General features: G+C 46.7%; 12 protein-coding genes. 4 read left to right on the plus strand and 8 right to left on the minus strand.

Annotated features, from left to right (window positions below; translation table 11 throughout):
• The first annotated feature begins 54 nt into the window (after positions 1-54).
• Complete coding sequence (locus AACT23_RS16495; RefSeq protein WP_013857648.1) at positions 55-1,467, plus strand: phosphoglucomutase/phosphomannomutase family protein; 1,413 nt, start codon at positions 55-57, stop codon at positions 1,465-1,467.
• A gap of 106 nt (positions 1,468-1,573) precedes the next feature.
• Here AACT23_RS16495 and AACT23_RS16500 read toward each other — a convergent pair whose 3' ends face one another.
• The 6 genes from AACT23_RS16500 to AACT23_RS16525 form a co-directional block, all read right to left on the minus strand.
• Entirely contained in the window at positions 1,574-2,602 is a 1,029-nt protein-coding gene (locus AACT23_RS16500) for an ABC transporter ATP-binding protein (RefSeq protein WP_094128758.1), read from the minus strand.
• Positions 2,602-4,227, minus strand: coding sequence for an ABC transporter permease (locus AACT23_RS16505; protein ID WP_094128761.1), 1,626 nt, complete (start codon positions 4,225-4,227; stop codon positions 2,602-2,604). The genes AACT23_RS16500 and AACT23_RS16505 overlap by 1 nt, the downstream gene beginning before the upstream one ends.
• 100 nt (positions 4,228-4,327) lie before the next feature.
• Complete coding sequence (locus tag AACT23_RS16510; RefSeq protein WP_013857651.1) at positions 4,328-5,341, minus strand: Fe(3+) ABC transporter substrate-binding protein; 1,014 nt, start codon at positions 5,339-5,341, stop codon at positions 4,328-4,330.
• 140 nt (positions 5,342-5,481) lie between these two features.
• The gene (locus tag AACT23_RS16515) at positions 5,482-6,711 is read right to left on the minus strand and encodes an ammonium transporter (protein ID WP_026028234.1); all 1,230 of its coding nucleotides are present in this window, start codon (positions 6,709-6,711) and stop codon (positions 5,482-5,484) included.
• Positions 6,712-6,738: 27 nt separating this feature from the next.
• Entirely contained in the window at positions 6,739-7,077 is a 339-nt protein-coding gene (locus AACT23_RS16520; RefSeq protein ID WP_010317537.1) for a P-II family nitrogen regulator, read from the minus strand.
• A gap of 191 nt (positions 7,078-7,268) precedes the next feature.
• On the minus strand, positions 7,269-7,655 hold the full coding sequence (locus AACT23_RS16525; RefSeq protein ID WP_010317535.1) for a YacL family protein: 387 nt from the start codon (positions 7,653-7,655) through the stop codon (positions 7,269-7,271).
• Positions 7,656-7,736: 81 nt separating this feature from the next.
• Here AACT23_RS16525 and AACT23_RS16530 point away from each other — a divergent pair, with 81 nt between their 5' ends.
• The 3 genes from AACT23_RS16530 (at position 7,737) to AACT23_RS16540 (ending at position 11,441) form a co-directional block, all read left to right on the plus strand.
• On the plus strand, positions 7,737-8,882 hold the full coding sequence (locus tag AACT23_RS16530; RefSeq protein WP_013857654.1) for a sugar diacid recognition domain-containing protein: 1,146 nt from the start codon (positions 7,737-7,739) through the stop codon (positions 8,880-8,882).
• Between the two features lie 133 nt (positions 8,883-9,015).
• Entirely contained in the window at positions 9,016-10,281 is a 1,266-nt protein-coding gene (locus AACT23_RS16535; protein ID WP_013857655.1) for a GntP family permease, read from the plus strand.
• 20 nt (positions 10,282-10,301) lie between these two features.
• Entirely contained in the window at positions 10,302-11,441 is a 1,140-nt protein-coding gene (locus AACT23_RS16540) for a glycerate kinase (RefSeq protein ID WP_094128764.1), read from the plus strand.
• Positions 11,442-11,653: 212 nt separating this feature from the next.
• Here the strand turns inward: AACT23_RS16540 and acnB are convergent, their stop codons facing one another.
• Together acnB and AACT23_RS16550 are read right to left on the minus strand one after the other, a co-directional pair.
• On the minus strand, positions 11,654-14,251 hold the full coding sequence (gene acnB, locus AACT23_RS16545; protein ID WP_013857657.1) for a bifunctional aconitate hydratase 2/2-methylisocitrate dehydratase: 2,598 nt from the start codon (positions 14,249-14,251) through the stop codon (positions 11,654-11,656).
• Between the two features lie 246 nt (positions 14,252-14,497).
• Positions 14,498-16,756, minus strand: coding sequence for a patatin-like phospholipase family protein (locus tag AACT23_RS16550; protein ID WP_176428666.1), 2,259 nt, complete (start codon positions 16,754-16,756; stop codon positions 14,498-14,500).
• Positions 16,757-16,794 lie beyond the last annotated feature (38 nt).

Here is a 16,794-nt window from a genome sequence, read left to right on the forward strand (position 1 = left end):
GAGCCTCAGCACGAAGGAGCTGAGGCTCAACATTCGTCCCACAAGGATTTTATTATGATCAAATTTGGTACAGGTGGCTGGCGCGCCTTTATTGGTGAAGAGTTTACCAAAGACAACGTCTGTCTAGTGGCTCAATCACTTGCCAACATCATTAACCACGAAAATGTGGCTAACAACGGGTTCGTTATCGGCTACGACCGCCGCTTTCTTTCTGACAAAGCCGCACGTTGGTTTGCGCAAGTCTTAGCAGCGAATGGCGTGGTGGTAAGTTTTATCGATAAGTTTGTTCCTACCCCTATTGTGATGTTCAAGGCCAAAGAAATGAATTGCGCCTATTCGGCGTGTATTACGGCATCCCACAACCCTGCGGACTACAACGGCATTAAAGTGTTCATTGAAGGTGGACGAGACGCTGATGAGGTGATCACGCAAAAAATTGAACAGCAAATCGCGTCACTGACGCTTGCCGATGTAAAACACGTCGAATTTGAACAAGCGCTGCAAGATAAATCGATTGTCATCATCAATCCAATGAATGAGTTTGTCGATTCAATCATCAACTTTATCGATATTGAAGCGATCAAAAAAGCCAACCTGCGTGTGTTGATTGACCCTATGTTTGGCGTCGCGAAAAATGCATTGCAGACGGTTCTGATCAATGGCCGCTGCGATGTGGATGTGATCAATGATGGCAAAAACCCCGATTTTGGCGGTTTAATGCCTTCCCCTAATGCAGCGACTCTTTATCGTCTCAAACATTTAGTAGCCGCAGAAGGTTACGATATTGGGATAGGTACCGACGGCGATGCAGACCGACTTGGTATTATTGATGAGAAAGGCAACTTCATCCATCCTAATGAAGTACTGATCCTGCTTTACTACTACCTGCTTGAATATAAGGGTTGGAAAGGATCCGTGGTGCGTAATATCGCCACCACCCACCTGCTGGATAAAATTGCCGCTGACCACGATGAGAAAAGTTTTGAAGTCCCCGTTGGCTTTAAACACATCAGCTCACAAATGGAAGCGGATGATTCACTGATTGGTGGTGAAAGCTCCGGCGGTTTAACCATTCGTGGACACATCAAAGGTAAAGATGGGGTTTTTGCATCGAGTTTGTTGGTTGAAATGATCAGCGTGACAGGTAAAAAACTCTCCGAATTACTGGGGGAAATTTACGCGAAATACGGTTACGCCTACACCGCAGAAGGTGACTGCAAATTTAAGGCCGCACAAAAAGAGTCGTTGTATAACAAAATCTACGTTGAGAAACAGTTGCCTCAATTTGAGTATGAGATTGAGAAAGTCAGTTACGAAGACGGAGCCAAAGTCTACTTTAAAAACGGCGGCTGGGTTATTGCTCGTTTCTCTGGCACTGAACCATTGCTACGCATTTTTGCTGAAATGGCGGATAAAGACACTGCAGAACGTGTTCTTCAACAGGTGAAAGATTTTCTATCGTTATAGCTTTTACCCACTTCGACTCAAATTTGAGTCGCTATACCCGCACAGTATGAAGAGGTTGTAGGTATATCGATGAAGAACACTTGCCCGGCGTCATGCCGGGCTTTTTTTAAAAAGCCAACACACCTTGCGTATCAATGCTGACTGCAACATTTTGCCCAACGCTCAACGGCTGTGAAGAACTCGCCAGCAACTTACTGCCATACGCATCAATCACATAACGGCAGTGATCGCCCATAAATTGCTGCTCTAACACGCGGACTTTGCTCTCTTGCTGCGCACTAATTTGAATGTGTTGTGGCCGCAGTAGTAATTCGCATTTGGCTTCAAGCTCAATGGGTTGCTGAGCTTTGGCGTCAACCACACCTAAATCGGTCTCAAATTGCCATTCTGAAATTCGTTTGGCGCTTAAATAACTTCCACCACCCAAGAAATCGGCCACAAATTTACTCGACGGTTGGTAGTACAGCTCTGATGCGGTGCCATATTGCTCAATGGCACCGTGGTTCATTACCGCCATTTTATCAGCAAAAGCAAAAGCTTCTTCGCGGCTATGGGTCACAAAAATAGCCGTCACACCCTGCTTTTTAAAAATGTTGCGAATTTCACCGATCAACTCATGGCGAACTTGGGTATCGATGTTGGAAAACGGCTCATCAAGCAGTAGTAGATCCGGTTTATACGCCAAGGAGCGAGCAATCGCCACTCGCTGCTGCTGCCCACCTGATAGTTGATGAGGATAACGATCTCCCAGCTCCGCTAAGTGCACTAACGCCAACATCTCTTCGACTTTTGCTTTGCGCTCGGTTTGAGAGAGTTGACGCAATCCAAACGCGATATTTTCCGCAACAGTTAAGTGAGGAAACAGCGCATAATCTTGGAAAATCATCCCTATGTTTCGCGCTTCCGGTGGCAACCAATGTTGACCATCGTCAATCGTCACACAATTAAGGCTCATCACCCCAGAGCTAAGCGGCAGCAAACCCGCAATAGCTTTCAATAAGGTCGTTTTCCCACAACCACTTGCTCCTAATAAACAGACGATTTCTCCCTGTTTGACTTCCAGCGACAGTGATTGTAAAACCGTTTGGTTTTCATATTTGCAAGTCAAATCATGGATAGACAGCGCACAACTCATCAGTGATTTTGCTCCAGTGAACGGTTAACGACGATAAGCGGAATTAAACCAACCGCGACCAAGAGTATCGCAGGCAAAGCAGCCACTTCTAATTGTTCATCCGATGCGTAGTTATAAACATAGGTCGCCAAGGTTTCGAAATTGAACGGACGCAATAACAAAGCGGCATTCAGCTCTTTCATTGACTCAATAAACACCAACAACCCAGCGATAAGCGTACCACGGCGGATCAATGGCAGATGAACTCGCCACAGCATAGCGTTCGATCGATAACCCATAGTTCGAGCCGCCATATCCAAAGAAGGTGAGACTTTATTGAGGCTACTTTCTATGCTACCAATCGCCACGGCCGAAAAACGCACCACTAAAGCAAAAATAATAGCAAACATCGAACCAGAAAAGATAAGACCCGGTCGCCCCCATTGCATCGCTTTAGCAACATCATTGACCCAATGATCCATAAACAGCACCGGAACCATCACACCAATCGCTAGCACGGTTCCGGGAACCGCATAACCCATAGAAGACAAGCGCATAAAGGCTAAAGTCACCCCATTGGCGTTCAACCGATGGCAAAAATTCACGACCAAAGCAATCAACACCGCCACCAGCGCTGTCGTCAACGAAACCGTTAAGCTATTGATCGCAAAGTCTTGGAACTCCGAAGTCCAACTTTTCGCAAAATAGTGATAAGCGAATGAGACCAACTGCAATAAAGGCAGAAGAAACGCGAGCGCAACTAGCCCCCAACACCAACACAAAGCGGCCCATTTTTTCCACCCTTGCAACTGATAGCGAAAATCTTCATGGCTGTTAAATTGGCTTTGAAATAATTTCTGTTTACGACGGCTATAGCGCTCTGCGCTCAGCAGTAATAATACAATCACCAACATGATGGCGGATATTTTCGCTGCCGCATTCAAATTAGAATAACCGAGCCAAGTGTCATACACCGCAGTCGTTAGGGTATTAACGGCAAAGTAACTCACCGTACCAAAATCACCCACCGTTTCCATCGCCACTAAGGAGAGGCCAACCGCCATCGCGGGCCGTGCAAGCGGTAGTGAAATCAGACGAAAACTCTGCCACGGAGAGCATTTTAATAGACGAGCGGATTGCAATAAGGAGACGTTTTGTTCCATGAATGCTGCACGGCACAGTAGGTAAACATATGGATAAAGCACCAGCGCAAGCACAATGCTTGCCCCGCCCAAACTGCGAATGTCGGGAAACCAGTAATCACCTGCGCCCCAGCCAGTAAGATCTCTAAGTAACACTTGCACTGGGCCTGCGTAGTCAAACCAACTGGTAAAGATGTAACCGATAATATAGCCGGGCATCGCAAGTGGTAACACCAAAGCCCATTGTAAAATGCGTTCGGTAGGCAGCTTACACATCGCCATTAACCAAGCAGTGGGAATGCCAAATAGCAAAGAAAGCCCCATCACACTGAACGTTAATACGACGGTATTAAAGGTATAGGTGGGCATCACTGTTGACATGAGATGAGAAAAAACCTCATCACTTTGTCCCGCAGCGGTAATAAAGATGGCTAAGATCGGCAAAACCAGTAGCACAGTGACACTGGCACTACTGGTTTTCCATAATGTATTTTTTTCTTTCATTGCCTAATTACAATAAGGCTTACTGACACATAAATGCGTTTGCAAATACATCTCATGCCCCTTCAATAGAATAGGGGCACTGTTATACCCCTAGAACCGATTAAAGGTCAAATTTCACTTCATCAAGCAGCTTAATTGCCGCGGCATGATTGTCGGCAATTTTTTCGAGCGGCAGTGGATCCGCTTTAAAATCACCCCATGAAGCGACTAGTGCAGAACGCTCAACACCTGCTTTTACTGGGTATTCAAAGTTGACGTCAGCGTACATGTGCTGTGCTTTATCGCTGGTCAAAAACTCCATCAGCTTAACTGCGTTTTCTTTGTTAGGCGCGTACTTCGCCATCGCCATACCACTCACGTTAACATGCGTGCCTTGCGCATTCTGGCCGGGGAAGTTGATGTAGACGGCTTCAGCCCATGATTTTTGCTTCTCATCAGCTAACATTTTCCCTAAATAATAGCTATTACCCAATGAGACATCACACAAACCTTCTTTAATCGCTTTAACTTGGTCACGATCATTACCTTGAGGCTTACGTGCTAAATTGGCTTTGACACCTTCAAGCCAAACTTTAGTGCTCGCTTCGCCTTGCTCTGCAATCATGGATGCAACCAGCGCCACGTTGTAAGGGTGCTTACCACTACGAGTACAGATTTTGCCTTTAAATTCAGGCTTCGCGAGGTCAGCGTAGTTGAAGTCATCACCCAGCTTGCCTACGCGATCGCGTGATGAGTAGACGCTACGGGTGCGTATTGTTAGTGCAAACCACTCATCTGCGCTATCGCGATATTGGGCAGGAATGTTAGTTTCAATGGTTTTGTTATCCACCGCTTGGACTAAACCTTTTTCAGATAACTCAAAAAGACGGCTAAATTCTGAGGTTAAAATCACGTCAGCAGGGCTGTACTCACCCTCTTGTACCAATTTCTCAGCAATCCCTTCTTTCGCAAACTTCACATTCACTTTAATGCCCGTTTGTTGAGTGAACTCTTTAAACATCGGCTCAATCAAAAATGGTTGGCGGTATGAGTAAACGTTGACCTCCTCTGCCGCCATCGCGCTCGGAGCCATCACACTACATGCCATCGCAGACAGAGTAAGCAGTTTCTTCATTTCTAGTTCCCTTTAAAATTGGTAATGATAATGTTTATCAGTTTCGTTATTATATTGATGATAGATTGAAAAACAATTCAATCAATAAAAAAACCTGCCTTAATCGGCAGGTTTTTAGGTAGGTTATCTGTAAGGAAATATTACTTTATTGTCACGAATTCTGGGTAGGCCCCCACCCCACAGTCGTGCATATCCATCCCTTCTAATTCTTCTTCTTCCGAAACTCGAATGCCTATCGTTGCCTTCAGGATGCCCCAAACCACAAGGCTTGCACCAAATACCCAAGCGAAAATCACTGCGGCTCCAAGTAGTTGAGCGCCAAAAGTCGCATCAGTATTGCTGATTGGCACAACCATTAAACCGAACAAACCACATACGCCATGTACTGAAATTGCGCCCACAGGATCGTCAATTTTCACTTTATCAAGGGCAATAATGCTAAACACAACCAACACACCCGCTACAGCACCAATCGCTACCGCATACAGTGGTGATGGAGAGAGAGGATCAGCGGTAATAGCCACTAACCCGGCCAACGCACCGTTGAGTACCATGGTTAAATCCGCTTTACCCCAAGTGGTTTTACACACTAATAAAGCCGCGATAGAACCCGCTGCTGCAGCGGCATTGGTGTTGAGGAAAATCTGACCAACCGCTGTTGCGTTTTCAAAATCAGACAGCATTAGTTGTGAACCACCGTTAAAACCAAACCAGCCAAACCACAGGATAAATGTACCCAAAGTCGCAAGTGGCATGTTGGAGCCCGGAATAGGGTAAATTTCACCATTTTTACCGTATTTACCTTTACGTGCTCCCAACAAGATGACCCCAGCTAGCGCCGCCGATGCACCCGCTAAGTGAACAATACCAGAGCCTGCAAAATCACTGAAACCGGCAGCAGAAAGAAAGCCACCGCCCCAAGTCCAATAGCCTTCCATTGGGTAAATGAATGCGGTCAAAATGACGGAAAAAATAAGGAACGACCACAATTTCATTCGCTCAGCGACAGCGCCAGAAACCACCGACATCGCGGTTGCCACAAACACCACTTGGAAGAAAAAGTCTGATTCAAGGGAGTGATCCGCGCCTTCTGCTTGACTACCTATCAAGGAGCCGAATGAAGGCAGCCAGCCTGCTTCTGCGTTATCAACATACATAATGTTGTAACCAACCACTAAATACGTGGTACAGGCAATCGCGTACAAACAAAAGTTTTTGGTTAAAATTTCAGTGGTGTTTTTAGAACGAACTAAACCTGCCTCTAGCATGGCAAAGCCAGCCGCCATCCACATCACCAACGCACCCGAAATCAAGAAAAAAAACGTATCGAGTGCGTAACGTAGCTCTGTTACCGTTGCTGCTAATTCCATAATGGTTATCTCCAATCCTTTGAATCTTTACAGTGCTTCACTGTCCATTTCGCCAGTACGAATACGCACAGCTTGGCTGAGGTCATACACAAAAATTTTTCCGTCACCAATTTTTCCGGTGTGCGCCGCTTTGATGATCGCCTCTATGACGCGATCGACATTTTCAGCTTGTGTCGCTATTTCTAATTTCACTTTAGGCAGAAAATCGACTTGATATTCCGCGCCTCGGTAGAGCTCGGTGTGCCCTTTTTGGCGACCAAAGCCTTTCACTTCGGAAACCGTCATCCCTTCGATGCCGACATCGGCCAAAGCTTCACGCACATCGTCTAACTTAAATGGTTTAATTATCGCGTTGATCAGTTTCATTGCATCCTCTCACAAGCAGTAGTCCGTTTACGATCAATACAATCCAAGCCGCGTGCCAACTTTTTAACTTAATGATTTTAAAAGATTTTCAACCATTTCTTATGCCAAAAAGAAAAGGGTTGCACAAATGAGGTGCAACCCTTTCCCACAAATAAAGCGAAGTGTTTAATCTTCACCAGTTTTGTGCAGCGCTAAGTGAAGTCCGCAGGTGAGTAACGTACAAATTCGCACCACTGCTTGATCATCAAAGCAAAATCATCAATGCCGCAGCTTGCGGTGCTTTCACAATCGTAAAAATCAAACTCACTGTCACTATCAAGCGCTTCACCATGCGTCAAAACATTGGCCTGAACCGTGACCTCATCGGCAAGAATCATCACGCTGATTTCCTGCCCCTCAAGCGTCTGCTCTTGATTAAATGCACGTTTCGATGCTGCCATTAGCGCAATAACTTGATCTATTTTGGGAAGATCGTTGCTGATCTCCTCTTGTAGCCAACGGCCAATAATTTCGTGCCCCATCGAAAAAGAGCAGTAATAGCTCCCATCTAGGGTGTTTTTTTTAAATTCGTAGTCCATCGGGTTCTCGATATTGGTGCTTGGGGATACGGATAACTTTGTTATTATCGGTGATTATGGCTAACGAAACCACTTGAGATTATGCAGATCACAGAAACCACCGCACGCCAGATTGTAGAAAGAGCGATGAAGATCATCACTTATTCAGTCAACGTAATGGATGAAAAGGGACGCATTATTGGCTCAGGTGATCCCACTCGTTTACACCAGAAACACGAAGGGGCGATTTTAGCCATCAATGAAAATCGAGTGGTTGAAATTGATCATGCCACCGCCAGTTACCTAAAAGGCGTTAAACCCGGCATCAATTTCCCCATCATTTATCAACAACGAGTGATCGGCGTAGTTGGAATTTCCGGTAACCCAACGGAGGTTCACCGTTATGGCGAGCTGGTCAAAATGACGGCGGAGCTTATCGTTGAACAAGCCGCACTGATGGCACAAGTACAGTGGAATAAGCGCCACCGTGAAGAGCTGCTATTACAACTAATTCAAGGTGCCACTCTCAACGAAACACAGCTCAATTCAATCGCCGAGCGATTAGGGCTCGATCTTTCCCAGCCGCGTATCGCTGCCGTGGTCAAATTGATCCCAGATAACGATACCGCCTTATCGCTAGAACACTTACAGCAGTTGGTGCATCTGCTGGAATACCCTGAACGGGACAATTTGGTGGGGATCATTTCAGTTTCTCACAACGAAGTGGTGGTTTTAAAACCCATCTCACTCACCGAAAAAGGTTGGTCACAAGAGGCCGAAACTAAACGAGTCAATCAACTGTTGAAGCGAGTGAAAAAAGAGGGCAAATTCACCATCAAAATTGCACTAGGTGATTATTTTCCAACGCTCTCAGGGCTGGCTCAATCTTATCAAACCGCCAAGTTGACGATGCAAGCCTCCCACCATAAACAGGGAGACGTCTTCTTTTATCAAGATGATAAGTTACCTGTACTGCTCAATAGCGTACAGCATGAGCCATGGAGCCGCGAGCAGTTACGCCAACCCTATACCCTGCTGGAACGGTATGACACTAAGGGAATATTAATTAAAACCCTCCGCCATTATTTTGAGCAAAACTGCGATGTTCATCAAACTTGCCAAACACTGCATATTCACCGTAATACCTTGCGCTATAGGCTTGAAAAAATTGAGCAAGTAACCGCTTTAAAATTCAATCAGTTAAATGACATTACTCACCTTTATTTGGCTTTATCTTGCTTCAAATAAAAACATAAAATTGTGCATTTGCACAATTAATCAGTCGCGTCAAAGCCAGTAATCTGTGCAATAGACTGAAGACTCTTTTATTTTTGCTCCCTATATTGCAGCCAATCACTGATAAAAAATATGGATATAGAAGATGATTGAAGTTTCAACTCTCGGAGCTCTGGCCGCATTAGTCGTGGCTATCACGCTCATTCTAAAAAAAGTACCACCCGCCTATGGCATGATCATCGGCGCGTTGGTCGGTGGCGTGATCGGCGGTGTATCGCTGACCGACACCGTTGCTCTGATGATTGGTGGCGCACAAGGCATTGTGACCGCAGTACTACGCATTCTTGCAGCAGGTATTTTGGCTGGTGTATTGATTGAATCAGGCGCTGCCACTTCCATTGCAGAAACCATAGTGAAAAAGGTTGGAGAAACTCGCGCTTTATTTGCCTTGGCCTTAGCAACCTTAATTTTGACTGCGGTCGGCGTGTTTGTCGACGTAGCAGTAATCACCGTATCTCCTATCGCTCTGGCAATCGCTCGCCGTGCCGATCTCTCCAAGGCGGCCATTCTGCTAGCGATGATTGGCGGCGGTAAAGCGGGTAACGTAATGTCACCTAACCCTAATGCGATTGCCGCAGCCGACGCGTTTAACGTGCCACTTACTTCTGTAATGGCGGCAGGTATTATTCCTGGGATCTGCGGGCTTATTGTGGCTTACTTGATTGCCAAACGTTTAGTCAATAAAGGAAGTAAAGTCTCCGCCAGTGAAGTCGTTGCGGTGGATCATTCTAGGCTCCCCCGCTTTAGCTCAGCGATCATCGCACCATTAGTGGCGATTGTGTTACTCGCACTACGCCCTATCGCTGGCATCAATGTGGATCCTTTAATTGCACTCCCATTAGGCGGATTAGTCGGTGCGGTCGTGATGGGACGATTTGCAGACACTAACCACTTCGCGGTTTCAGGTTTAACACGCATGGCTCCGGTTGCGGTTATGCTGCTTGGTACTGGTACTTTAGCCGGCATCATCGCCAATTCAGGTCTTAAAGGCGGTTTAATCGAAGTACTGACCGCTTCTGGGTTGCCTTCTTACCTGCTTGCACCGATCTCAGGTGCAATGATGTCACTGGCAACCGCTTCAACCACCGCAGGTACAGCCGTTGCCTCCAGCGTCTTTAGCTCCACTATACTCGAACTAGGCGTACCCGCACTGGCAGGGGCTGCCATGATCCATTCAGGTGCGACCGTACTTGATCATATGCCACACGGTAGTTTCTTCCACGCCACGGGCGGAGCGGTACATATGGACATTCGTGAGCGTCTTACCTTAATTCCTTATGAATCGGCAGTAGGTTTAGTGATTGCCTTCATTTCTGTGATGATTTTTGGCGTATTTGGTCTGTTTGTTTAACGCAGTTAAGGTGTTAAAAAATGAAAATTGTTATTGCTCCAGATTCTTATAAAGAGAGCCTAACGGCAATGGAAGTCGCCACCGCGATAGAGAATGGATTCAAACAAGTGTTGCCCGATGCGCACTGCATTAAGTTACCAATGGCCGATGGCGGTGAAGGGACGGTCCAATCACTGGTTGATGCCACTAATGGATCGATTGTTACCACAACGGTGACGGCGCCGCTAGGTGAACAAGTCGAGGCTTTTTATGGCTTAATGGGTGATGGTAAAACAGCGATCATTGAGATGGCGGCCGCATCGGGCTTACACCTGGTGCCGCCAGAGCAACGCAACCCTATGAACACCACCAGCTACGGTACTGGTGAGCTGATTAAAACCGTGCTTGATCAAGGTGTTGAACACATCATCATCGGCATTGGTGGTAGCGCAACCAACGATGGTGGCCTCGGCATGGCGCAAGCCCTCGGCATTCAACTGCTTGATTCAGATGGCAATCCATTAGGCTTTGGTGGCGGTGAATTGTCGAAACTGGCCTCGATTAATCTCACACAACTGGACCCACGTTTAGCCCACATCAAACTGGAGGTCGCCTGCGATGTCGATAATCCACTGTGCGGCGTACAAGGCGCTTCGCACGTCTTTGGCCCACAAAAAGGAGCAACACCCGAGATGGTCGCGCAACTTGATGCCAACCTTGCGCATTATGCAAACATCATCAAAACGCAATTAGGTCGTGATGTTAAAGAGATGCCGGGTGCTGGCGCGGCAGGCGGTTTAGGTGCGGCGCTGATTGGTCTACTAGGAGCGAGCCTTCGTCCGGGCATTGAAATTGTGATGGATGCCGTGAACCTTAGCGATGTAGTAAAGGATGCCGATTTAGTCATCACTGGGGAAGGACGCATTGATAGCCAAACCATTCACGGTAAAACGCCAATCGGTGTTGCGCGCACTGCCAAACTTTTTTCCGTGCCAGTGATCGGCATTGCAGGCTGCTTGTCAGCAGACTGCGCCGTTGTTCACCCACATGGCATTGATGCGGTATTCAGTGTCGTTCCACGCTCGGTCGACTTGCCTACAGCCCTTGCCGAAGCGGCGCAAAACGTAGAAATGACCGCGCGTAATGTCGCGTGTGTTTTTAGCTTGTCTTACAGGCAATAACTATTTCGCTGAATACCATATGACGTTCACACTCATTTTAACTCCATTGACAGAACAACGTTATGAATTATGGGTCAAGTCATTGTTGGCGGAGCATTGCAGCCACCAATCGAACTTAATCTAATGTTATTTCAGCATTGAGTGAGAAGCTAGAATGGTAAAAAGCCACCGAATCGGTGGCTTTTTTATTAGGAGGTTAGCTTGGATAGCTCTTACACCGCTTGCTGGACAATCACACTGTCCGCTTTTTTAGTGTATTGCGCCATACGATGGAAGTTGAGGTAACGATAGGTGTCAGCTGCAGTTGCGTTGATCTGCTTCGCGTACTCTAGGTACTCTTCCAGTGTCGGAATGCGGCCTAAGATGGCACCCACGGCCGACAGCTCTGCCGAAGCAAGGTAAACATTCGCGCCGGTCCCTAAACGGTTCGGGAAGTTACGAGTCGAAGTCGACATAACGGTCGCTTTATCGGCAACACGCGCTTGGTTACCCATGCATAACGAACATCCTGGAGTTTCAATACGTACCCCAGCGCGACCAAAGATGCCGTAATAGCCCTCTTCGATAAGCTGATCTTTGTCCATCTTAGTCGGTGGCGCAACCCACAAACGTGTGTCTAACTGACCATTGAACTTCTCAAGCAATTTACCTGCCGCACGGAAGTGACCAATGTTGGTCATACAAGAACCGATGAAGACTTCATCAATAGGCGTACCTTGTACATCAGAAAGTAAGCGCGCATCGTCTGGGTCATTTGGCGCACATAGAATCGGCTCTTTAATCTCAGCAAGATCAATCTCAATCACATGTGCGTATTCTGCATCACTATCCGCTTGCATCAACTCAGGATTGGCTAGCCACGCTTCCATCGCCGTAATGCGACGCTCAATAGTACGGCGGTCACCATAACCTTCGGCGATCATCCACTTCAACATAGTGATGTTAGAGTTGAGGTACTCTTCAATTGAGGCTTGTGACAATTTAACCGTACAACCCGCCGCACTGCGTTCTGCCGAGGCATCAGAAAGTTCAAACGCTTGCTCAACCGTTAAGTGCTCAACCCCTTCGATTTCTAGCACACGGCCAGAGAATTCGTTAATTTTCCCCGCTTTCGCCACCGTGAGCAGGCCTTGCTTAATCCCGTAATAAGGAATCGCGTGCACTAGATCGCGCAACGTGATGCCCGGCTGCATTTCACCTTTGAAACGCACCAAGACAGATTCTGGCATATCAAGTGGCATCACACCCGTTGCGGCCGCAAAAGCAACCAAGCCAGAACCGGCTGGGAATGAAATGCCAAGCGGGAAGCGTGTATGCGAGTCACCACCAGTACCGACGGTATCAGGTAACAACATGCGGTTTAGCCATGAGTGAATAACGCCATCACCCGGACGCAGTGAAACACCGCCACGGTTCATGATGAAATCAGGCAAGGTATGGTGGGTATTAACATCGACAGGCTTTGGATAAGCCGAGGTATGACAGAAAGATTGCATGACTAAGTCAGCAGAGAAACCAAGACACGCCAAATCTTTCAATTCATCACGTGTCATCGGGCCAGTGGTATCTTGCGATCCAACCGTGGTCATTTTAGGTTCGCAGTAAGTCCCCGGACGAACACCCGTCACGCCGCATGCTTTACCGACCATTTTCTGAGCCAGTGTATAACCTTTGCCTGTATCAGCCACTGCAACTGGGCGACGAAATACTGTTGACGCTTCTAAGCCTAGTGCTTCGCGTGCTTTATCCGTTAAACCACGACCAACGATCAGTGGAATACGGCCGCCAGCGCGCACTTCATCAATCAATACGTCGGTTTTAAGCTTGAACGTGGCAAGCACTTCGCCAGTGTCGTGGTTACACACTTTGCCTTCAAATGGATAAACATCAATCACATCACCCATGTTAAGCTTGGTAACGTCAACTTCAATCGGCAACGCGCCAGCATCTTCCATGGTGTTGAAGAAGATAGGTGCAATTTTACCGCCGAGCACGTAGCCACCCGCGCGTTTATTAGGCACAAATGGGATGTCGTCACCCATAAACCACAAAACAGAGTTAGTCGCGGATTTACGAGACGAGCCTGTACCGACCACATCACCCACATAGACTAGCTGATGGCCTTTCTCTTTTAGCGCTTCGATTTGAGTGATAGGGCCAATGCTGCCTGCTTTATCGGGTTGAATGCCTTCACGTTCATTTTTCAACATAGCCAGTGCATGCACTGGAATATCTGGGCGTGACCATGCATCTGGCGCTGGTGACAAATCATCAGTGTTGGTTTCGCCAGTAACTTTAAATACGGTTAGCGTGATCTTCTCTTGAAGCGCCGGTTTTGAAAGGAACCATTCCGCGTCTGCCCATGATTGCAGCACTTTTTGTGCATGTGCATTACCCGCTTTTGCTTTCTCTTCAACGTCATAGAACGCATCAAACATCAGTAGAGTACGCGATAGTGCATCAGCCGCAATCGGTGCCAGCTCTGCATCATCAAGCAATGAAACTAGCGGCTCGATGTTATAACCGCCTTGCATAGTTCCGAGTAGTTGCGCAGCTTTTGCGCGGCTCACTAACGGTGAAGAGACCTCACCTTTAGTGATGGCGGTTAAAAAGCCCGCTTTAACATAAGCGGCCTCATCCACACCGGGAGGAATTCGATTTTCAAGGAGATCAAGCATGAACGCTTCTTCACCTTGAGGGGGATTTTTCAACAGTTCAACAAGTCCTGCGACTTGTTCAGCATTTAGGGGTCTAGGAACAACTCCTTCGGCAGCACGCTCTGCGACGTGTTTACGGTAGGCTTCAAGCACGACTTTTTCCTCTCATTGCGGTTTACCCCATTATTATTGACATGATGGGCAAACATCCTTGGAAACTTGGCTCTCCATTGCCAGATATTTTTATGTAATCAGCGGCAGAGAGGCCAAACTGTGGGACGAAGAATAGCAAATTTAACTTTAAATTAAAATCTTATCATTTTGACCAACATAGCAACTTAAGACTAAAGTTCTATGATTTTTGAGTCACTTACCGCCCACTTTTCAGCTCAATTCTCGCTAAAAGGTAGTGCCAATACTCAAGTATATCGAATCAAAATTATCTTCGGTTCGACCATAAGCAAACATAATCGGTCCAATCGGCGAATCAACACCGGCAAACACCGATCCCGCACCGTATAATGGGGCGGTATCAAAGCTTAGATCAGGATCAGACCATACACCGCCGTATTCTATTGATGCACCGACATAAAATGGGGAACTGAACAGGCCAAAGTCATTATCAAACCAGCGATAACGATACACTAAACTAGTGAACGCTTTGTTCTGGCCAATTAAGCTGTTACGAGGGATACCCGATAAATTTAAGAAACCACCAATCGATTTAGGGTTTATCGGCTCACTGGAATTTTTACTTTGCACCACACCGTAATCAAGATTACCGACCAAAGTATGCCTACCAAGGCTATAAGCAGCGATCAATTCACCGGAAAATTCATACACCGTATCGTTTGATTCAAGATCGGAAGAGACACCAGAAACTTTATCGTGCGATGCAAGATACTCAAGATCAAGATAAACACCGCGGGTAGGCAAGCTGAAGTCATCTAAGGTATCAATGCGGTAGTTAGCAAACACACCAGCACGGGTGTAATCCATATTTCCCATGGATGGCCAATTTGAGACTTCGGCCTCCCCATCGGTATAGCGGATCCCTATCTTAAACTCTCGCCATAATTTATCTTGATAACCAAGCGACAATTCTCCAATCCATTCTAAATACGCGATCGGTAAATAATCTTTACTGGCTTCTAGACTGGTGTCATCAAACCCTTGCATTGGCTTATTACGTTTATCATTGCTAAACGTGACCAAGGCAGAGGTAAACGCTTTTTGCCCTGAGAACAGAGGAGAAAAAAGCTCCGCTTCGATGATCTTATCGGTGCCCATTTCTAGATTGAAACGTAATTCAGAACCAAACGAATTTAAGTTAGTGAAATTGGAAGAGATACCCAGCGCATATTGACTATCTGTATGAAAATCATCTTCTAAGAAAAAGCGAAAATTGAGGTAATTTGGCCCCCAAGATTTCTCTTTTACATCGATGACCAGTTGGTTCTTTCCTTCAAATTCTCGGTATTCATAGGTCACTAACTCAAAGCGATCCAATGCATAGAGATTTTCGACCGTCGCTTCAATCTGCTCGGTTGATAGCGGTTGTCCTGTCTTTAAATGTAAACGGTTTTTTAACAATTGATCGCTGTAATGACTGCGGTTGTTGAGTACGATTTCATCAACCTTTACATCATCGCCATAAATTAAAGCCCTGCGGCGAGCTTGTTTTGCTTCCACATAACGTTGATAACTAGCACTCGATAATGACAACGAAGCCAATACCGATTGGTTCGCCATTGCGATATCGTACCCTTTCCTATAAGCCGTAGGCATTTTATCAAATTCAGTGGTTTCCATACTGCCGACATCAGGGCGTAAAAATACATCTCGCTCATTCAATAAACGTGCTTGTTTTTGAGTGCTTCTTTGTACGAGATAGTTGGAAAGCTGATCGGCTACCGTCAAAAAGGTGGTGAAAGCTTCTTGGTTTTTGTAATCGGTACTGATATCGATCGCGATAACAATATCAGCCCCTAAGGCACGTGCAACATCAACAGGCATGTTATTGGTCACACCGCCATCGACTAACCAACGACCATCAACTTCGTAAGGTGGCAGTGCTCCAGGTACTGACATACTCGCCATCATCGCATCCACTAAATAGCCACGATCCAGCACCACTTCCTCAAGAGCAATGATATCAGTGGCTACCGCGCGATAAGGAATAGGCAGTTGATCAAAGGACTGAAATTCAGAGAGATTGCCCGACGTTTCTCGCAAAATACGCAACATATTCTGCCCTTGCACCACACCGCGTGGTGCGCGGATCTCCCCCCAACGCAGTCCAAGGTCGGTGGTCAGTTGATAGCGGTCTTCGTACTCTTTATCCCGAACACGACGTTGGCTGCGGTTGACCCGGTCACGATAACCTTCATTCCAATCCACGCTGTAAATTAAACTTTCAATTTCATCGGCGCTCATACCACTGGCATAGAGGCCGCCCACATAAGCGCCCATGCTGGTACCAGTAATGAAATCAACGGGGATGCGCATCTCTTCCAGCGCTTTGAGAACGCCAATGTGCGCTGCACCTTTTGCCCCTCCTCCCGCAAGAACGACGGCAACTTTGGGGCGCGCAGCACTGTCCAGCATAGGTTTTTCAGCTTGTGGCTCATCAGCCACCGCGAAAGTCGCAGGAAACATGAATACCAAGAACAATAAGTTACTTAAAAACTGTTTCA

It is taken from the genome of Vibrio sp. V09_P4A23P171 (assembly GCF_963875615.1).
GTDB lineage: Bacteria > Pseudomonadota > Gammaproteobacteria > Enterobacterales > Vibrionaceae > Vibrio > Vibrio anguillarum.